The organism is Janthinobacterium salmonicoloratum, from assembly GCF_051380845.1.
GTDB classification, from domain to species: Bacteria; Pseudomonadota; Gammaproteobacteria; order Burkholderiales; family Burkholderiaceae_D; genus Janthinobacterium; species Janthinobacterium lividum_F.
This window is the reverse complement of sequence record NZ_JBNYXV010000003.1, coordinates 1-20,221: the sequence shown is the minus strand read 5'-3', so window position 1 is coordinate 20,221 and position 20,221 is coordinate 1. Positions and strand designations below refer to the sequence as shown.

Here is a 20,221-nt window from a genome sequence, read left to right as displayed (position 1 = left end):
AAGTCACGCCATCGATTTCGCCAACTATCACCCGACAAGGACCGCCGCCCCATGAGCATCAACCTGAAAACATTGATCAGCAAGTTGAACGACACCTGCCGTACGGCCGCCACGCGCGCGGCCAGTCTTTGCGTCAGCCTGGGGCAGTATGAAGTCGACCTGGAGCACGTCTTCCTCGCGTTGCTGGAGCAGCCGCGCAGCGATTTCGTGCTGATTGCCCGCAGGAGCGGCGTCAGCGTGAGCATGCTGGAAGCGGATTTGCGCGCCGAAGTGGCGCGCCTGCAGACGGGCAACGCCCGCACGCCCGTGTTTTCCGTGCGCCTGCCGAAGCTGTTCGAACATGCCTGGCTGATCGCTTCGCTCGATTTGCGGGCCGGGCGGCAGGTGAGCATCCGCAGCGGTCACCTGCTGCAGGCGCTGCTGACCGAGCCGGAACTGGCGCAGCTGGCCTACCGGGGCTCGGCGCTGTTCCACGAATTCAAGCTCGACGAGATCAAGCACGGGCTCGACAAGCTGACCGAGGGTTCGCAGGAAGCCGGCGTGGCTGCCGCAGGGCAGGATGAAGCGGGCGACGCCGGCGGCGATCCCGTGGGGGAATTGGCAGGCGGTGCGGCGGCGTCGAAAACGCCGGCGCTGGACCAGTTCACCGTCAACCTGACGGCACGCGCGCGCGCCGGCAAGGTCGATCCCGTGATTGGGCGCGACATGGAAATCCGCCAGGCGATCGACATCCTGATGCGGCGGCGCCAGAACAATCCCATCCTGACGGGCGAGGCCGGCGTCGGCAAGACTGCCGTGGTCGAGGGCCTGGCGCTGCGCATCGTGCAGGGCGACGTGCCCGACATCTTGCAGGGCGTGGAAATCCATACGCTGGACATGGGCCTGCTGCAGGCCGGCGCCAGCGTCAAGGGCGAGTTCGAGAACCGCCTGAAAAACGTCATCGCCGAAGTGGGCAAGAGCGCGCACGCCATCATCCTCTTCATCGACGAGGCGCACACGATGATCGGCGCCGGCGGCAGCGCCGGCCAGAACGATGCGGCCAACCTGCTGAAACCCGCGTTGGCGCGCGGCGAGCTGCGCACGATCGCCGCTACGACCTGGGGCGAATACAAAAAATATTTTGAAAAGGATGCCGCACTGGCGCGCCGCTTCCAGGTCGTCAAGATCGAGGAGCCGAGCGAGGAGCTGGCGTGCGCCATGTTGCGCGGCATGGCGCCGCTGATGGAGCAGCATTTCAAGGTGCGCATCTTCGACGAGGCGATCACCGAGGCCGTGCGCCTGTCGCACCGCTACATCGCGGGCCGCCAGTTGCCGGACAAGGCCATCAGCGTGCTCGACACGGCCTGCGCCAGGGTGGCGCTGGGGCAGAGCGCCACGCCGGCCTTGCTCGACAGCGTGGCGCGCCGGCGCGAGCGCATCGATGCGGAAGCCTCGGCCCTGACGCGCGAGGAGAGCGGTGGCGCGCGCCACGGCGCGCGGCTGCAGCGGCTCGACGCCGAACGCGGCGCCGCCACGCAGGAGCACGCGCAGCTGGCCGCGCGCTGGGATAGCGAAAAGGCGCTGTCGGAACAGATCCAGGCGATCCGCCGGCAGCTCGAGGAGGGCACGCCGGCCGACGCGGGCCAGGGGCGCGAGCTGCTGGCGCTGCAGGCCGAACTGGCGTCGCTGCAGGGCGAGACGCCGCTGGTGCCGGTGCAGGTCGATGGCCACGTGGTGGCGGAAATCGTCGCCGGCTGGACCGGCATCCCGCTGGGCAAGATGGTCAAGGATGAACTCAAGACGGTGCTGCGGCTGAAGGATTTGCTGCAGGAGCGCGTGCTGGGCCAGCCCCATGCGATCGAGGCGGTGGCGCAGCGCGTGCGCACGGCGCGCGCCAACCTGGACGACCCGGACAAGCCGAAGGGCGTGTTCCTGTTTGTCGGCCCGTCCGGCATCGGCAAGACGGAAACGGCGCTGGCGCTGGCAGACGTGCTGTACGGCGGCGAACGCAAGCTCATTTCCATCAACATGAGCGAATACCAGGAAGCCCACAGCGTGTCGGGGCTGAAGGGTTCGCCGCCCGGCTATGTCGGCTATGGCGAAGGCGGTGTGCTGACCGAGGCGGTACGCCGCAATCCGTACAGCGTGCTGCTGCTCGACGAGGTGGAAAAGGCGCATCCCGATGTCATGGAGCTGTTCTTCCAGGTTTTCGACAAGGGCGTGATGGACGATGCCGAGGGACGCGAGATCGATTTTAAAAATACCATCATCATCCTGACTTCGAACGTGGCGTCGGCCACCATGATGCAGGCGTGCCTGAACCTGGCGCAAGAGCAGATGCCGACGCCGGAGCAGCTGGAGCTGGCCATCCGCCCGCAGCTGCTGAAGGTCTTCAAGCCCGCGTTCCTGGGGCGCCTGAAGGTGATTCCCTATTATCCGCTCGGCGACGATGTGCTGGCCCGTATCATCAGCCTGAAGCTGGGCCGGATCGCCGCCCGCATCGCCGTCAATCACCAGGCCGAGTTCGTCTACGACGAGGCGCTGGTCGAGGCAGTGCTGGCGCGCTGCACCGAAGTCGATTCGGGCGCGCGCAATGTCGACAATATCCTCAATGGCAGCCTGCTGCCGGAAATCGCCGAAGCCGTGCTGGTGCGCATGGCGGAAGGGCAGGGCATCAGCCGCATCAAGGCCAGCGCCGGCAAGCAGGGGCAGTTCCGGTATACGATCAAATAAGCGTCAAGCCGGCTCAGTGGCCGCTGCCGGGCGCAATGCCCAGCAGCTCTTCGATGTGGGCCAGCGAGGCGCCGTCCTTGACCACGCCGCGCAGCCATTCGTGCAGGTTCTGCTCGCCCGCGTTGGCGGCCTTGTCGGCGAAGTAGGAGACAGGGCTGTGCGGTTCCGTCTGGCGGAAGTACTGCGCCACCTGGCGCAGCTGCGCCAGCGCCTGGGCGCGGCTCTGCAGCTCGCCGGGCGCCGCCGGTAGCAGCGCCGGCACGGCGGCCCCCGCCGCTTGGGCGCCGGCCGGCATCGGCGCGGCGGCTACGCTGGAGGCGGGGATGGCCGCGGCCGGGGCAGGTAGGGCGAGCTGCATCGCCTGCAGCGCCTCGCGCGCCATGGAAAAGCCCGGGCTATCCCTGCCCAGGCGGCTGTCGACGGCCTGTTCCAGCTCGGCCAGCGCGTCCAGGCAGAACTGGGCGTCGGCGGCAAAGGCGGCGCGGAACTGCGCCGACGTGCCGCGCCGCGCCGCCTCCATATCCACCAGCTTGGTGCCGTTGATGCCATCCTGGTTGCTGGCGGCCCGCTTGCGCGCCGTCTCGAAGTCGACCGTCGACCAGCCGCCCGATTGCTTGTCCGTCACGGCCATGGCGCGCACGAGGGACGGCGTGCGCGCCAGGATCCAGCTCAGGTTGCCGATGCGCTGCTCGTGGTCGTCGCCATCGGGTTGCGGGTACAGGCCCAGGTCCCAGTACTGGCGCAGCAGGCCGGCCAGCAGGCGATAGCCTTCGCCCAGTCCGCGCAAATGGTCTTGCCTGGCGCAAGCTTCGGTCAGCCAGGCGGCGAGCCGCAAGTCCTTGCTCTTTTCGCCCAGCAGGGCGGCGCAGCGCTGCAGTACAAAGGCCCAGTCGGCTTCCTTCAGGTCGGTGACCCACTCGCCCTGGTCGAGCGTGGGGTCGTCAAACTTGCGCGCCTGGCCGATGGCGTCGAAGTCGGGGGAGAAGGACAGGTCGATGCCGCATGGCTGCTCGGCGCTGATGGGAAGTAGGAGCTGGTCGGCTGAAATCATGTGTGTTCTCGGCAGTGGGGCGGATAGCTTGCTGGAGGCGCGGCGGCCTTACTGGACCATGCGAAATTCGATGCGGCGGTTGCGCGCGCGGCCATCGGCGCTGTCATTGCTGGCGATGGGACGGTCCGGGCCTTGTCCGGACGCGCTGAGCAGGTCGCCTTCGATGCCCTTGCCGGCCAGGTAGCTCTTGACCGCCTCGGCGCGCGCCTGGCTCAGGTTCTGGTTGCTGGCACGCAGTCCCAGGTTGTCGGTGTGGCCGATGATGTCCACCTTGCGGCCCGCCAGCTTGTGCAGCGCCGCGCTCATTTCGTCGAGGATGGCGCGGCCCGACGGCGTCAGCGTGGTCTTGCCGCTCTCGAATTCGATGGTGCGGTTGGCCAGCGTGCCGTCGAGGATGTTCTGGTCGGAGGCGGACACGCGCAAGCCGTTGTTGACGGTGTATGTGGGATTGAGGCTGGTGGCGAAGTCGCTGGCGATCTTTTGCCGCTGCGCCTCGTTGGCCACTTCGCCGCGCACGCTGACCACGCTGCCTTCGATCTTCAGCTGGCCGCGGCGAATCTGCTTGAGGTCCGCCGTCAGCAGCTTTTGCACATAGGCGTTCCAGTTTGCTGGCTGCGCGACTTGGCCGACGGCGATCTGGTCGACCACCTTGTCGGCGCCATACAGCTCGCGCAGGCGCACCAGCACCGCCGCCTTGGCAGCTTCGTCCGGCACCGTGCCGCTGGCCAGGACCTGGCCCGGTTGCGGCGTGGTGGCGGCCGGCGCCGAGACAGTGGCCGCCGGCGCGGCGGCGCTTTGCGCGTAGGCGCCGGCCGGCGCGCATATGAGGCTGAGAAGGATGGCAAGGCGGATGTGGCGCATGATCAGGTCCCGATGAAGGTCGCACGAAACGTGTCGTGCGCCGATTTGAGTGACAGGTTGGCTTGCGCGAGGTAGGCCGAGGCTTTCTTGATGGCGTAGTCGCTGTCGGCCTGTTCCTCGACCCAGGCCAGGTCGTCGAAGGCGATGTGGTGCTCCAGCGCCGCCTGCGGTTCCATGATGGCGTGCAGGGTTTGCGCCGAGGCGCCGCAAAAGCCCAGCACCAGCGCATGGCGGCCGCGGATGCGGGTGATGAACAGCGCCAGTTCGAAGTCGGCGCGCGCCAGGAACGGGGCGATCAGGTGCATCCAGAAGGCCGCCACCAGGTTGCGGTACAGCGGGTCGGCCGGCAGTGGCAGTTCGAGGCTTTTTTCCAGCCGGCTGGAGCTGCTGGCCATGACGGGCTGCAGCAGCATGCCCAGAGCCAGCAGCACCTGGCGCACGGAACCGCCAAAACCCGTGGGCGCCAGCAGGGCGTCGAGCGCGCCTACCGTCTGCAAGCCGAGGAAATCGTCGAAGGCGGCATCGTAGGCGCTGCCGCGCAGGTCCAGTTCGATGCTGGCGCCCGCGGCGGCTGCCGGCAGCGCGGCGCCGGCTGCCGCGCCGCACATCTCGGCGCTCATGGCATCGAGGCGGTTCCACAGGCGCGACAGCACCAGCGGACTGGTCGGCACGAAGCCGGCCGGCTGCGCCACTTCCATGGCGCCCATCATCAGGAAGGGAAAGCGGCGCGAGGAGGCATCGCTGCTGGCGGCGATATGCCCGGCGATGGCGCGGCCGCGGCGCGGGCCGATGAAGGCGAAATGCAGCGGCGGCAGCGCATCGTAGGTGAGCTTCCAGCGCGCATCGGCCGTCATCAGTTCCATGGCGTTGGCCAGCCACTCATCGAGCATCTTCAGCAGGGCCGGGTTGTCGCCGTGCTTGATGAAGTCGCCGCGGCTGGGGATCTTGCCGAAATAGCCGATCTGGCTAACGGTAGGGCGGCTCATGGCGTGTTCCCGGCAATGGCAGTAGCGGTTTCCGGCGCGCCGATGACCACCGATTCCGGCAGTTTCAGGCCACGGAAACCCTGGTTGCCGGCGGAGGCGGAAGTGGCGGCCGGCGCGGGTGCGGCCACGATCTTCAGGTTGGCCATCACGGTGACGCCGCTGTTTTCCCAGCTCAGTTCGAATACGCCGCCCTCCTTGCGCGTGCGCCTGGCCGAGTCGATCATCTTCTTCAGGCCGAAATGCCCCGGTTCGTTCAGCAGTACCACGGTGCGCCCTTCCGGCGTGATGGCGCTGATGCGCGAGCCGGGCACGCCCTGCGGGTTGGGCCAGACCATGTGCACCCAGGGCTGCGGCTGGCCGCGCCAGCGCAGCGCCTGGCCATCGATCTCGATCGTATATTCGGTGGCGCCGGGCGCGCTCAGCGCCTGCAAGTCGAAGCGCGTCTGCGCTTCGGCGGCGCCGGCCGCCGTGGCCACGCCGTTGGCGCTGAGTGGCGCGACCCAGCCGGGCAGGCTGGCCACCACCGGCGGCGCCAGGGTGATGCCCATCGCGGCCCAGGTCCTGGCGCTGATGGCGTCGCCGCGCCGCACGACCAGCGGGCCGATGGTGGTGTTGAAGAACTTGGCGATGGCGCCTTCCGGGCCGAATACCTGGCCGATGTCGGCATTGCTCGCCTCGATGCGCGAGTCGGGCGCGAACGGATATTTCGGCGCCAGGGTTTTCTGGAACGGTTCGAGCACCTGGGCCAGCCAAACCTTGTTGATCTCCGTCTCGGTGGGCTTGACGATGACGGCGAACGTCTGCATCAGCGGGCGTACCAGCAGCGGGCGGATGGCTTGCTTTTGCTGGTCGCTCATGCCGGTCAGCATCTGCTCATCCACGTATTTCAGCGCGTCGGCCAGCTCCGAGCCGCTGCCGTCGAGCGTCTGCTGCATCAGCTGCTTGGCGCCGGGACCGGTGTCACCCTGGTTCTTGATCTGATTGAAGCGCACGCGCAGCTTCGACAGGGCCGCCAGGTAGCCGCGCATGGGCGAGGCTTCCTTGTCGCGCGCCACCACCAGGCGCGCCACGCCGGAAAATTCGCGCCCGACGGGCCCCATCGGCATGGCGCTGCCGGCCTGGCCCACCGCCGTGGCGGCGGGCTTCTGGCGCAGCACGGTTTCGCGGAACCAGTCCATCGCCCCGCGCTGGGCGCGCTGCAATCCCTGTCCCAGCAGCGAAGGGTTGTCCCACGAGGTTTCCTGGTACACCGTCTCGATCAGCTTGTTGAGGGGCGAGCCCTGTGGATCGCCGAGGCGGTTCATCGCCTGCGCCGCGTTGTCGAACCCGTTCAATTCGCGGATGCTGACGCCCTGGATGAATTTCTGCCACTCCCTGGCGTAATCGGTCTTGTACAGCTCCACCAGCGCCTTCTGGATCTGTTCCGGGCTGCCTTCCAGGGTCAGGTCATCCTTCGACGCGGTCTTCAGTACCCAGTCGGCGCTTTGCAATTCGCGGTTGGCCGCTTCCTGGAACGCTTGCTGGATGTATTTTTCCCAGGCGTCGCGCGTAAAGGTGCCGGGGATGGCGTAGCTGCCCAGCACGAGTTCCTTGTCCTGCTCGCCAACGATGCGCGCCACCGTCATCGACGGGAAGCGCGTGGCGGCGCGCGCCTTCACGTCCGCATACACGCGGTCGCGCGCCGGCATGCCGCGCACCACGCGGCGCAGGCTGTCGCGCGACTGGTCGGCCAGGGCCCGCTTGTTCTCGATCTGCGGCCAGGACGGGTCGTCGATCTGCGTCAGGTAGAACGAGATCAGGCGCTCGGCGCTGCGGATCATCTGTTCGCGCGGCATGTTGCCCCGGTTGGCGTCGAGCCAGCCGCGCCAGTAGCGGGTCAGCTGGTCGTTCAGGTGACCGGCCTCGGCGCGCGACTTGTCGCCCAGCATCAAGTAGGTTTTCAGGGCATTGTAGGCATCCTCCACATTCGTCGGCGCGGCGTCCTTGAAGGGCTGGCTTGTTGTGCTGGCTGCCGTACTGACTGCGGTAGCGGCCGTCGTGCCGGCCGGCACGGCGCCGGCGGCCGGCGTAGCGGTTGTCGCTGGCGCGGCTGGCACGGCCGTCAGCGGCTGCAGCCGGTCGGCGCCGGCGTTCACTTCCGCGAGGAACGACTCCAGCGACTGCGCCACCGGCGCGAGCATGACTTCCTTGAGGCCGGAAAAATACTCCTCGCGCAGTTTGCGCTCCAGCAAGTCACCCTGGTACAGGCCCAGGCTGAGCGCCAGCGGCCGCTTGCTGCGGTACGATTCCAGCTGCTCGATGCGGTCCTGCATGATTTCCAGGGCCTGGAAGCGCGACTGCAGGTCCAGGCGCTTGTCCTGCACCTTGATGGCCTGCTCCAGGTCGGCTTGCACGTTGGCCGCCAGCTGGCGGTTGGCCAGGTAGGACCAGCTCCAGCCGCCCAGCGCCAGGCCGGCCAGCGCGATGGCGGTGAAAAACGTGGCATAGCGCAAGCGCGTCTTGCGCGGACTGGCGTATTGCGCCACCAGTTCCCTGTCGGCGAAGATCACCTTGCGAAACAGGTTCAGCAGGAAGTAGCCGTGCTGGTCCTGGACCTGGACCGCCTTGTGTTCCTGCGGCTGCGGCTTGAGGTCGAAGCGCTGCGCCACCCGTTCCGACGAGGCGGAGACGGAAGCGCCTTCTTGCAGGGCGCTGGTGAAATAGAAACCGCGGAAGACGGGCTTGAACTGGAAGGGATTTTCCTCGAACAGGGTGGCGATGAAGGCGCGCAGCGGCCCCTTCACGGAACTGAATTCCAGCGGGAAGGTGAAGACACCGGGCGGCATGCGCTCGCGTCCCAGCAGCGACATGCTGGCCAGGCTAAGGTCCTTCAGACCATCGTACAGCTCGTCGAAGCGCTGGTCGAACTGCTCCAGCACATCCTGCTTCGAGCTGTTGACGCTGTAGGGCAGGGTGGCGCCCCAGACCTTGTCGCGTTCGGCGCGCTCGGCATCCTGGAAAAATTCGCTGAAGCCGGTGATCAGGTCGGCCTTGGTGAATACCACGTACACGGGCGCATGGACTTCCAGCTTTTCCGTCAGTTCCTGCACGCGCTGGCGCAGGTTCTTGGCCAGTTCGATGGCAAATTCGGGCTTGCTGCCGGTCAGCTCGGCAATGCTGACGGCGATGATGATGCCGTTGATCGGCGCGCGCTTGCGGTGTTTTTTCAGCAGGCCGAGAAAGCCGAACCACTCGGCGCGGTCTTCATCGTTGATGGCGTAGCGCCCGGCCGTGTCGAGCAGGATGCCGTCGGTGGTGAAAAACCAGTCGCAGTTGCGGGTGCCGCCCATGCCTTGCACGATCTTGCTATCGACAAAAGGAAACTGCAGGCCCGAATTGGCGATCGCCGTGCTCTTGCCGGCGGCGGGATTGCCGATGATCATATACCAGGGCAGTTCATACAGCGCGGCATCGCCCGACAGCTGGCCCAGCCGCGAGGTCTTGATGGTATTGATCGCTTCGAGCATGCGCTTGCGGATGGCTTCGGTTTCCTCGCGCTGCACCGGGCCAGCCTTGGGCGCGGCGCCGGCTGCCTGTTGCTCCAGCATGTTGTTGAAGCTGGCGCCCTCGCGCCTGCGACGGCGGCGCCGCAGCCACCACAGCAGGGTGCCCAGCAGCGCCGCCGCGGCCAGCAAGGGCAGCAGCCGGATGGCCGGCCAGTCGAAAATGACGGCGCATGCGAACAGCAGCAGGACGGCGGCCGCGATGCCGAGGATGAGCAGGCTGGTGCGTGAGGTCAGGAAGTGCCAGAATCGTTGCATCATAGTTTTATAGTGTGCAAACCGTTAAGGTGCGTGAATGGGACGTCGCCGTATCAGGTGGAGCTGTGACTGTTTTCCGCAGGTGGCCCAATGACGAGCGCGCCGCGCTGGAGTGGATCGAGATTGCTCAGACATAAAACGTGCGCGCCGTCGTCGGCCGCCGCCTGCCGCGCCAAGGCCAATGTGGCCAGCGTCGTGACGGCGCCGCACTGGCCGCATGCGGTGCCGACGCCCAGCACCTGCTCGCCCAGGTCCAGCTGGGGCAGCAAGGTGCCGGCGCACTGCATCAGTTCGAGCATGCGGGGGGCGCGCTGGTCGGTATCGGCGCTGACCAGCGCGATGCCGGCCGCCGCATCGCCACCGGCTGCCGCCAGCGCCTGCCTGCCCAGGTCGGCCAGCATGGTCTTGTCCGCTCCTGCGCGCTGGCTGGCGCCTTGCGGCAGTTCGCCCGTGGCCGCGCGGTGCAGCAGGACTGGCGCCGGCTCGTCCAGTGACGCCGCTGCGCCAGGGCCGGCCAGCAGCAGGCCGGCCGCGCCTTCGCCGGGAATCTGTCCGTTCGCCTGCCCGGCGCTGAACAGCTGGCCCTGGCTCGACAAGGTGTGCACGCGCAGCTCACCCAGCCAGGAATCGCAGGCCAGCACGATGGCCAGGCAGGGCGGCTGCGGCGGCGCCGCGTGCCCGGCAAGCTGATTCAACAGGGCAAACGGCGCTGGCTGCCGGATGGCTGGTTCGGCAGCCGGCAGCAATTTCTGCGCCGGCCAGCCTTGCTCGCGCGCCAGCTGGCGCAGCCAGGCGTCGCCGGCCTGGCGCTGGGCGGCGCTCCACGAGGCCGGCATCAGCAGGTACAGCCGCAGCATGGGCAGCTCGCTCGCCTGCGAGACCGGCGCGCCGGCGGACAGCGCATGCTGCAGGGCTTCGTCCAGCAGTTCGGCCAGCACCACGGCACCCAGGGCCAGCGCGCGCAGGTCTTCCGGATTGAAGGGGAAGGGTTCGCTGGCCAGGCCGGCCTGCGGATGCTCGTGCAGCCAGGCGGCCAGCACTTGCTGCTGCCCCTCTTCGTCGATGCCATCCACCCTGCCGCACAGCAGGGGATAGCCGTCTTCATCGAGGAGCAGGCCGTCGAGCGCGGGGCGGGCTAGTCGGGAGCGCATGGCGGCCAGCAATTCTGCCGGCGTGGCGCCGCCTGGCATGCGCAGGGTGGCGGCCACGATATGCAGCGGCGCCGGTGCCGCAGGCGGAGCCGCCGCCTCGGCCTGGAGTGGGGAGGCAAGACCCGGCGCCGCGGCCAGCGCGGGGCCGGCCAGCAGCCTGGCCAGCAGTTTTTTACCCAGCCACAGCATCAACAGCAGGGCCAGCGGCAGCGCCAGCATGGCGCCGGTTAGCTCGCCCGGCGTCGGCATGCGCGTGCTGTCGCGCCAATAAGCGATGGCGCCCGCCCAGCAGAGGGCAAAGGCGGACACGGTCAGCAGGCAGCGTCGCAGCCAGGGGCGCATCAGCGGGCTCCTCCGCATATCGGCAGGGCCGTCATGCCTGGTCAGTGGTGGCTTGCTGGCTGGCGATCAGCAGCGCGCCGCAGCTGGTCTTGTCGCCATGGCGGGCTACGGGCTTGCCATCGACGATCAGGCTGGGGTCGCCGCTGACGATGGGGCAGATGTCATGGCCGGGCAGGGGACAGGATACCTTGTCGCCGACCCGCGCCATGCCGATGCCGCCGCTGTCGCTCACCGTCGATGCTTCCAGCACGGTGCCGCCATGCGATGTCTTGTCGCCTAATCTGATTACCGGACCAGCCATACGCGTTCCTCTCAGTGTTTTTTCATTACGCCGGGCAGGCGCAGTTCGGTATGCCCGAAATCCATCATTTTCCAGCGTCCGCCCCAGGTCATGCCGACCGATTCGGCCACTTCGCCATACAGCTGGTAACCGCGCATGGCCCACGGGTCCTTCTCTGAAATGATCAGCTTGCCATTGCGCAGGAAGGCGCAGTCGGCGGCCAGGCCGTACTGGTGCCAGCTTTGAAAGGCGGCCGCGTTGCTGACGTTGGGCCCCATGGCCGCCAATGTGTTTTGCCGCTCGGGACTGCGGTAGCCTTCCAGCAGCGCCATGTCGTAGCCATGTTTTTCTTTCATGATCTTGAAGACCAGCAGCAAGCGCTGGGCGTATTCCACATTCAGCAAGGTCCAGTTGCGGCTGGCCGATACCAGCAGCGGGCGCTCCTGGCGCACTTCTTCCGTGGCAAACACCAGCGGCGGCAGGTCGACGGGCGGCACCAGTTGCTCGCCCTGCAGCAGGCTGGCCACCTGCGTATTCATTTCCCGCGTCGATACCTCGTAGGCGCCCAGCATGGATTTACTGTCGGCCATCAGGGCCAGCAGGGTCGGCAGGCTGATCGCGGCCACGCCCGCGAGACACAACAGATAATGACGGCGCAGCAGGTCGGCAGTGCGGGCCAACAGCCTGGCGCTCTGCTGTCCCAGGCTTGCCATGCCCGTCTGCTGGCGCCTGGCCACGCGCTGCAGGCAGGCGGCGAGGCGCTGCTCCGCGCCATTGACGGCGTGCAGCACGAAATCGCGCCCGGCAGGGAACAGGATCAGCCAGCTGATCAGGCATGCCAGGATGAAATACAGCGCTACCGCGAGTAGGAACACGCTAACCTCAATCAGGAAATGTTTGGCTGCGGGGAACGGTGCTGTCCATCGGGTAAAAACAGGGAGGCGATGGATATTGCCTGGAAGTATATCTTACAAAACTGATAATTAAGGGGGGCTTTTTTCAATTGTGCGGGGGGTGCACACTGTTGATTTTATGGCACGCGTCATGATTTTGTTGAATAGCGTAAAGTCTTGCAAATATTACAGGAGCGCACATTTTGCGAACTCATGACGATAGCCCCCGGCTCCCGGTCCGGCCCAGTCTGCTGACGCAGACGCAGCAGGTGGAGGCCGACCGTAACCGCATCCTGACCACGCTCGAGGGTGGCAATATCGGCTCGTCCGCCAAGGCCAGGCGTGGCAGTCTGGCCCTGCGCGGGGGCATGGGAGCGGCCGCCGCGCTGCTGCTGTTATTGGCCGCTGGCGTCTGGCTGGGCCAGCGCGGAGAGCGCGCTGGAGACGACGATGCGCTGGCCGCGCCGCTTTCCCTGCCTGTCGCCACCACCGCGCCCGCCGCCGTGGAAGCGCCGTCGGCCGTCGCCAGCATCCGTGATGAGGCGCCCCAGCAGAGCCTGAGCGAGATGCTCGATGCCGGCGCCGCCGCCACAGCCGCCACTGCCGCTGCCAGGAACGCGAGTGCCGCCCACCCCGGCGATGTGCTGAGCAAGGCGCTGGAAACGCCATCGCCACCTGCCGCCGCCTCGAAACCCGTCTCGAAACAGGTGGCCAAGGCGCCCCGTCCGGCAGCAAAAAAACCACCGGCGAAAGGGCCTGCGGCAACCCCCGCCCGCCGCGCGGAAGACAGCGATATCGCCCTGCTGTCGGCCCTGCTGGCCCACGCGCAGGCCGCGCCGGCGCCGAAGAAAACCGCTTCCGGCCTGCGGGCCCAGTTGCAGCACTGCGCTACGCTCAAGCCCGATGCCGCCTTGGCGTGCCGCGCGCGCGCCTGCCAGGGCCATGGCGACAACGCGCAATGCAAAGCCGGACAAGCTGCCGCAAAAGGCGGGTAATGAGTGCCGCAAGCGCCGATCAGGTCAACGCTTCCCTGGCTGGTTTCAGCAGCGTGACGCGCTTGTATGAGCTGTCGCTGGACGGCGGCGAGGGCGGGACGGCTCAGTGGCTGGTGGAAGCGTTTGCCGCCGACGAGCAGTTGCAAACCGTGGGCGTGCGCGACATCATCGTGCTGTCCACAGATGCCAATGTGGCGCTGGCGCCGCTGCTGGGCAAGCCGGCCGCGCTGCATGCCAGCCTGGCCGACGGCAGCCGCGCCGTCTTCAGCGGCTATATCAGCGAAGCGGCGATGCTGGGCAGCGACGGCGGACTCGCCCGTTTCCGGCTGCGCCTGACGCCGTGGCTGTGGCTGTTGAGCCAGGTACGCAACAGCCGCGTCTGGCAAGACAAGAGCGTGATCGAGATTGTCGACAGCGTGTTCCAGGCCTACGCGCCGCAAGCCGACTGGCGCTGGAGTGGCGACACGGGGCCGTTCATGGCTGAGGCGCAGCCGCGCAGCTATTGTTGCCAGTACCGCGAGTCGGACCTGGCCTTCGTCACGCGCCTGTTGAGCGAAGAAGGCCTGGCCTGGCGTTTCGAAGAACACGAGGGCGGCCATTGCCTGGTACTGTTCGCCGACAGCAGCGCCTTGAGCGCGGTGCCGGAAGACGCCAGCAGCGCTCAAGGCGGCGGCATCCGTTTTCACGGTGCGCGGGCCATGGAACAGGCCGACTCCATCCAGGCGCTCAGCCGCGCACGCGTCTTGCGCACGTCGGTGGCGACCGTGCTCAGCTACGATTACAAGGCCAAGAAAGCCGTCAGCGCCAGCGTGCCGACGCGGCTGGCGCCGGGCGGGAAAAACGCGCCCGTGCTGGAAAGCTATGACACGCCAGGCCAGTATTTCTATGCCGATGCGGCCCAGGCCGAACGCTATGCCTTGCTGCAGATGCAGGCGATGGAAGCGCGCGGCGAACGCTGGCAGGCGCGTTCGACCGTGCGCACCTTGCGTGCCGGCACGCGCTTTACTTTGACGCAGGGACCGTTGCAGCAGGAGGGCGCCGAGGCGCCGGCGCTGGTCGTGCTGCGCGTGTGCAGCGTGGGCGTGAATAATTTGCCGGCGCCCGCCAGGCAGGGCCTGGCTGAACTGTTCGGCCCGATCCCGGAACTGTTGCAGGAAACCTTGCAAACGGCGTTCTCCGGCCTGGCCTCGCCATCGATGGGCGTGCCGCCTGTCGACCAGCTGATCGCGCAGGCCGTCGAGAGCGGCTACGCGAATCATCTTGACGCCATCGCGGCCGACACGCCATGGCGGCCGCTGCAGGACGGCGGCGACCTGCGCCACCATCCGAAGCCGACGGCCTGCGGCAGCCAGAGCGCCATCGTGGTCGGTGCCGACGGCGGCGCCAGCGCCAGAGGCGGCAGCGAGATCCATTGCGACAAGCTGGGCCGGGTGCGCATCCGTTTCCACTGGCAGCAGGAAGGCAGCGCCACCTGCTGGGTGCGCGTGGCGCAGCGCTCGGCCGGCGGCGGCATGGGCAGCCAGTTTCTGCCGCGCATCGGCCAGGAAGTGCTGGTGCAATTCCTGGAAAACGATATCGACCGGCCCCTCATCGTCGGCGCCCTGTACAACGGGCAGGGCGAGGGCGGCGTCGCACCCACGCCGGGCGGCATCACGGACAAGCCCGCGGACGCCAGCGTATTCGACCCGGCGCGCGACCATGCGCCGTCGGCGCAGGGCAACGTTGCCGGCGGCAACAGCCCGGTCTGGCATGGCGCGGCTGGGGGCAGCGCCGGCCACCGCAACGGCGCGGCGCAATGGGGTATCCGCAGCAAGGAATTCGGCGCCGCCGGCTCCGGCTCTGGCTATAACCAGCTGCTGTTCGACGATACCGACCAGCAGGGGCGCATCCAGCTCAAGAGCAGCCATGCTGCAAGCGAACTCAATCTTGGCCACCTGATCCATGCGGCCGACAATTACCGGGGCAGCCTGCGCGGCACGGGCGCCGAGCTGCGCACCGATGCTTACGGCGCCGTGCGGGCCGGTGCCGGGCTCCTGATTTCCAGCTACCTCGTCAACCATGACGCGCAGGCGCGCGATCCGGCCGGCGACAATGCGCCGGGCATGGTCTTGCTCAAGCAGGCCGCCAAGCTGGGCGAAACCTTCAGCGCCGCCGCCGTCACGCACAAGACGGTCGCGTACGCCAGCCACCTGGGGCCGGCCAAGGCGAATGCCAGCATGCTGGACGAAAAGGCGGCGCCCTTGCCAGCGTTTCTGACCAGCGTCTCCGGCATGCTGAGCCAGGACAATACGGCCGCTGCCAGGCGCGATGCGGCGGGCAAGCCGACCAGCCCCGGCGACGACAAGCTGCCGCACAGCAGCGACGCCATCATCGCCATCGCCGCCCGTGCCGGGCTGGGCGTGTTGGCGAGCCAGGATATCCAGCTGGCGAATGGCGAAACAACCTCCCTGATGAGCGGGCTGGACACCCAGTTCGTCGGCGGCGGCCAGCTACGCGTGCACAGCGGCCAGGCCATCGGCGCCCTGGCCGGCGTGGTCAAGGCGGGCGAGAACAATATCGGCCTGCAACTGATCGCCGCCAAACAGGCCGTCGACCTGCAGGCGCAGGCCGACGTGCTCAACGTGCAGGCGCGCGAGGAAGTCAATATTGTCAGCGCCGCCGCGCACATCGACTGGGCGGCGGCCAAGAGCATCCGCATGTCGACGGCGGGCGGCGCGAATATCACGATCGAGGGCGGCAACATCACCGTTCAGTGTCCGGGCAAGATCACGGTGCATGCCGGCAAGAAGAGTTTTATCGGGCCATCGCGTGAAAGCTATCCACTGCCGGTAATGCCTCGCAGTATTTGCAAGGAATGTCTGTTAAATGCGGCCAGGAGCGGCTCGCCCTTTGCCGCGAAAGGGGAGTAATCATGCACGACAACGATGGCGAGTCCCCCGCGTGTGGCTTGCAGTTGCTTGCGCTGCTCAATCGCCATCCTCTCGACAAGGGCGTGACCCTCTACAGCTTGATTGATGGTGCCAAGTTTGAGGGTTTGGCCCGTATCCGCTTGCCAAGCGATCACAGCGTCGAGTTGTATTCCTTGTTAGGTGAATTGGCCGAGCCAGACGCCATGGACGCTGGCCCGATATTGTTGCGGCATCTCAAGGGCGAGAAATGTCCCTTGCTCGCCAAATTGCTTCGCACTGCCGGCAGCGCCAATTGTATGTCGCTGATTGTGTCTGACGAGCCCCTGCCACAATTATTAGAACGGCTGGCTTGGTTGACAGAGGTGGTGCACGATGACGGTACCGAGTGGATCATGCGCTACTACGATCCGCTTATCCTGCCGCACTGGCTGGACGTGCTGGCAACGGCGCAGCGCAAGGCTGCACTCGCAGAAATGACAGCATGGTTGTACATGGACGTACGCGGGCAGCCACAAATTGTACCTGGCGAGAAGAACGAGGCGCCGGCACCCCTTGGAAGTGAACGCATGCTTTTGACACAACATCAATATGTCGAACTGATGAATAGAGCATCGCCGTACATGCTGATGAAGCAAATGGAGAACGATGATCCGCAGGCGCTCGATGGTTTGCCTCCGTATCAGCGCTACGACTTTTTTTTTCAACAGCTGGGCAGGGCGCAGGCATATGGATTAAGTTCGCCCACAGACTTGAAAAGTTACTGCATGTTGTCGCTACTGTTAGGTGCCGATTTTCATCTGGCCCCACTCGCCGCCATCGCTTTGCAGGCCGCAGGAACGGCGCAGTCATTCAGTGACCGGATCCTGGCCTGGACTCCTCAGCAATGGGCTGCACTCGAAGAAATTTCCGCTTCCAGCATATGAATGCGATCCAGACATGAAAAAATTGACCTCTATCGTGTTGTGCCTATTTATTTTGGCCGCTTGCAATTCCAAGGAAAAGGAAGATCGCTTGCAACAAGAACTAAGCGAGAAAACCTTCACTACCACGTCATATAACTACACGCCGTATGATATTTACTCCATCACATTCAAAGGTATTTCACTGCCATTCAATATCGATGAAGCTCCCAGCGGTGGTTCCATTTTTTTTCGCGACGCGAGCGAGGCGAAAATGGACAATGGTGAAAAAGTCAGTTTCAGTAGCGGAAATTGCTGTTTTATCTGGGACACTCCTGTGGATAAACCGCTGAGAGTGCGCGTGGTTTGGAGCGTGGTTTTCGATACTGCCTACCACGATGGAAAATCGAGTGTTGACTATGACGAACGCACTTCCAGGATGAGTTCTCCCGGAAGCCGCTGGTGTCAGGCTACTGTTGACATCCTGCCAGCAAAAGGGCCCGAGCGCCCAAGCACCGTGGTTTTTCACTTTCTGAGCGATGGTACAGTGCAGGCACATCTGGGCACATTCAAGACGCAGGCACCGCTTGCTGCCGAGCAGGTGAAACTGCATTCCGCGCGCCTTCCCCAAGGCCAGTTCTGCAAGCAGGAAATCGAGAATCCTTTTTATGGCATACCTCGCACACCGCATAGGGAATAGACCATGAGTAAACCAACGATACGCCGGCTTAGCGACGTCACGAAGAGTGAAAGGCTTGCTCGAGGAATTTATCGCAAGGAACTGGAGAAATGTGCGAAGGAGTCGGATTGCCGAAAACCCGTCTGGATCAGTTGTTTTTTTGACGGGACTGGAAATAATTTCAAAAAAGATGGAAATGGCTCGCTGGCTTCGTCGAATGTAAAGTACAGCAATATTGCGAAATTGGGGAAATTTGCGCATCCGGCCGAAGACGAAAAAAACAAGACATACGCGATCTATGCACCGGGGGTCGGCACGCCGTTTCCGGAGATTCAAGACAGTGGTGATGGAATCGATGGGGCACTCGGCATGGCATCGGCTGCAAAAGGGCAGGCTCGGATCAGCTGGATGCTGAAGGAGTTGAAGATGCGGGTGGACAAACACATGCCGCATGTAAATCAAATCAATGTTGCGGTGTTTGGCTTTAGTCGCGGGGCAGCCCAGGCGCGGGCCTTTGTGCGTCAGTTGGCTGCACAGTGTTATCAGCAAGGAGATGGACTGATCTGGATCAAAAGTGGCGGATTTATTCAGCCGCGTCTGGTGATTTACTTCCTCGGCATTTTTGATACTGTGGCATCGGTGGGGTTTGGCGGTAGTCGCCTTGAGTCCGATCTCAAATATTACCTGGGACCTGTCTGGGGTGGCGTGATGTATTTGGCAGACGAGGGCGGCCATGCGGAATGGGCATCCGATCTGCGTATTCCACCGTACGTGCGTTTCTGCGAACATTATGTCGCAGCGCATGAAGTGCGAGAGAAATTTCCATCCGACTCTATTCGAGTCGATCAGGCCACTGATTCGAACTGTCGGGAAACCCTCTATCCCGGGGCACACTCCGACGTAGGCGGCGGTTATGACGACATGAATCAGGAAGGGCGGTCAAACGAACTGTCGCGCATTCCGCTGTGCAATATGTATCTGTCGGCATATGCAGCAGGGGTGCCGTTCAAGTCTCCCGAAGAGGTTCTTCAGGATTATGGCTCGCTGTTTAACATTAGCACTGAATTGCAGGCATGTTTCGAAATCTACATGAAGCACATCAGCGCAGACAAGCGGCTTGAAACGCAAGTCATCAGCCACATGAACAATTACTACCATTGGCGCTGGGGACGCACAGAACGTCAGCGCGCAGCACGCAAGGAACGCGAAGCCATCATCGCAAAGGGGCAGTCCGTTATGTATGCCACGCCTGATAAGTACATGACCACTACGGACAGCGAATGGGAACGCGACGTGCAGAATATCGCAGAAAAGAAAACAGGCTTTTTTCGCAGTGCGACGGAACCGCTGGAGGACGCGATCTACGATGCCTGGAAAGGTAAGCTCCGTAAGTCGATGTCGGTTGCGGAGCGGAGCTTATTTGACAAATTCTTCGATCGTTATGTGCATGATTCTGTTGCGGGATTCAAGAATCAGATGACTGACGCCAGTATCGGCTTTGTTGAAGCCAGTCGCTGGTCTCGAAACCGGCAGTATTTCATGGGAAAAAGAGGCAAGAAATATCTGTACTGGCGATATGAAGGTTCAAAACCGGCATTGGGCGGCGTAAAAGAGGCGATGCTGGTGCCGAAAGAAGCGTCGACAGGTGGCGACACTGCGATAGCCTAGCAGAAACGGGCTTTGCCGCTATGCTGATGTCTTTAAGAGAACGTTGTTGACGCGCCAGTTCCGCGGCCAGCACGGCTTTGCGCTCGGCAGCAGGCAGGGCCGGATACAGCCTGGCATCCTCCGTCATCGACAGCGACGCGTGCGGGGCGCGAAATTCCAGCGCCAGCTTGCCATCGGCTTGCACGACGACCAGCAGCTCCTCGGTGGCATTGCCGACCGGCAGCCAGCGGTACTCGATGTTCAGCTGCACCGGTTTGTGGGGTGTGGCCAAATGCCCGGGAAAGGGGCACCGGCGGCGTGCGACAGCGCGGGCATGGCGAAGATTAGGCAGGCTGCGATCACGGCGGGTTTGTGGCTCATGCCGGCTCCAATCGCATACAGGCTGGCTGACGGTGGAATGCCACCAGATCGGCGGGATAGAATTTGGCGTTGCGATAGCTGCTGTCGTCGATATCGAGCAGGCAGGTGATGGCCGCCGCTTCCCATGACCAGTAGCCTGAAAAGGAGGTGTCGCGCGCGTGGCTGTCATAGTAGGGTTCGCGGCGGCTAGCGTCATACCATTGCATCAGGTAATCCTGCATCAATGCCGGACGCTCTTTTTTCTCTGCCGAAAATATCTTGAGCGTCTTGACGTAGGGCAGGTGGCGCGTGCATTCCGGCCAGTCGGTATCCCTGTTATCGATGGAAAATGCCAGCAGGCGTTCGACCAGCCCATCTTTTGCATGGTTGTTGAAATCGATGATCGGCGCCAGTCGGGGCAGCAAACTGCCCCAACCGAGGAGAATGCCAAGGCAGATCATCCGGTTGACCTGCTCGTAGCCGTCACCAGGTAGGGCGAAGTGGGGAAATCCCTGTTCAACGGCGCTGGCCTGCACGTCAAATCTATGGTCACCCTCCCTTTTGCAAGCTGATTTTGTATGATGTGAGCAGGCTTGCTTAAATCTATCCGGCGTCTGGTTGGAGATGGTTCTCCGCGCCACGATGAGAGTCGCGCC

Annotated in this window: 14 protein-coding genes; 6 read left to right on the top strand and 8 right to left on the bottom strand. The window is 64.6% G+C overall.

What is annotated here, in order from left to right:
* Positions 1–51 precede the first annotated feature (51 nt).
* The gene (tssH, locus tag ACQ4WY_RS16810; protein WP_436505016.1) at positions 52–2,712 is read left to right on the top strand and encodes a type VI secretion system ATPase TssH; all 2,661 of its coding nucleotides are present in this window, start codon (positions 52–54) and stop codon (positions 2,710–2,712) included.
* A 13-nt stretch (positions 2,713–2,725) separates the two neighbouring features.
* Here tssH and tssA read toward each other — a convergent pair whose 3' ends face one another.
* From tssA to ACQ4WY_RS16775, 7 genes are read right to left on the bottom strand one after another with little or no spacing between them, the layout of a single operon-like run.
* Positions 2,726–3,763 (bottom strand): type VI secretion system protein TssA, encoded by a 1,038-nt coding sequence (gene tssA, locus ACQ4WY_RS16805; RefSeq protein WP_436505015.1) that lies wholly within the window; start codon positions 3,761–3,763, stop codon positions 2,726–2,728.
* A gap of 48 nt (positions 3,764–3,811) precedes the next feature.
* A complete protein-coding gene (locus tag ACQ4WY_RS16800; RefSeq protein WP_436505014.1) occupies positions 3,812–4,624 on the bottom strand; it encodes an OmpA family protein in 813 nt (270 codons plus the stop codon).
* 2 nt (positions 4,625–4,626) lie between these two features.
* Entirely contained in the window at positions 4,627–5,610 is a 984-nt protein-coding gene (gene tagF / locus ACQ4WY_RS16795; protein ID WP_436505013.1) for a type VI secretion system-associated protein TagF, read from the bottom strand.
* Positions 5,607–9,410 (bottom strand): type VI secretion system membrane subunit TssM, encoded by a 3,804-nt coding sequence (tssM, locus tag ACQ4WY_RS16790; protein WP_436505012.1) that lies wholly within the window; start codon positions 9,408–9,410, stop codon positions 5,607–5,609. The genes tagF and tssM overlap by 4 nt, the downstream gene beginning before the upstream one ends.
* Positions 9,411–9,463: 53 nt before the next feature.
* Positions 9,464–10,903 (bottom strand): hypothetical protein, encoded by a 1,440-nt coding sequence (locus tag ACQ4WY_RS16785; protein WP_436505011.1) that lies wholly within the window; start codon positions 10,901–10,903, stop codon positions 9,464–9,466.
* Between the two features lie 31 nt (positions 10,904–10,934).
* Positions 10,935–11,204, bottom strand: coding sequence for a PAAR domain-containing protein (locus tag ACQ4WY_RS16780; protein ID WP_436505010.1), 270 nt, complete (start codon positions 11,202–11,204; stop codon positions 10,935–10,937).
* 11 nt (positions 11,205–11,215) lie between these two features.
* Complete coding sequence (locus tag ACQ4WY_RS16775; RefSeq protein ID WP_436505009.1) at positions 11,216–12,058, bottom strand: M15 family metallopeptidase; 843 nt, start codon at positions 12,056–12,058, stop codon at positions 11,216–11,218.
* Positions 12,059–12,279: 221 nt separating this feature from the next.
* Here ACQ4WY_RS16775 and ACQ4WY_RS16770 point away from each other — a divergent pair, with 221 nt between their 5' ends.
* Genes ACQ4WY_RS16770 through ACQ4WY_RS16750 form a run of 5 tightly spaced genes read left to right on the top strand, consistent with a single transcriptional unit; the run spans position 12,280 to position 19,226 of the window.
* Positions 12,280–13,071 (top strand): hypothetical protein, encoded by a 792-nt coding sequence (locus ACQ4WY_RS16770; RefSeq protein WP_436505008.1) that lies wholly within the window; start codon positions 12,280–12,282, stop codon positions 13,069–13,071.
* Positions 13,071–15,980, top strand: a complete 2,910-nt coding sequence (locus ACQ4WY_RS16765) for a type VI secretion system Vgr family protein (RefSeq protein WP_436505007.1) — start codon at positions 13,071–13,073, stop codon at positions 15,978–15,980. Before ACQ4WY_RS16770 ends, ACQ4WY_RS16765 begins: the two co-directional genes overlap by 1 nt.
* 2 nt (positions 15,981–15,982) lie before the next feature.
* A complete protein-coding gene (locus ACQ4WY_RS16760; protein WP_436505006.1) occupies positions 15,983–16,903 on the top strand; it encodes a DUF4123 domain-containing protein in 921 nt (306 codons plus the stop codon).
* A 13-nt stretch (positions 16,904–16,916) separates the two neighbouring features.
* Complete coding sequence (locus ACQ4WY_RS16755; RefSeq protein WP_436505005.1) at positions 16,917–17,579, top strand: hypothetical protein; 663 nt, start codon at positions 16,917–16,919, stop codon at positions 17,577–17,579.
* A 3-nt stretch (positions 17,580–17,582) separates the two neighbouring features.
* Entirely contained in the window at positions 17,583–19,226 is a 1,644-nt protein-coding gene (locus tag ACQ4WY_RS16750) for a T6SS phospholipase effector Tle1-like catalytic domain-containing protein (protein ID WP_436505004.1), read from the top strand.
* 356 nt (positions 19,227–19,582) lie between these two features.
* Here the strand turns inward: ACQ4WY_RS16750 and ACQ4WY_RS16745 are convergent.
* Positions 19,583–20,221, bottom strand: a 639-nt coding sequence (locus ACQ4WY_RS16745; protein ID WP_436505003.1) for a PoNe immunity protein domain-containing protein, incomplete at its 5' end; no start/stop codon positions are given.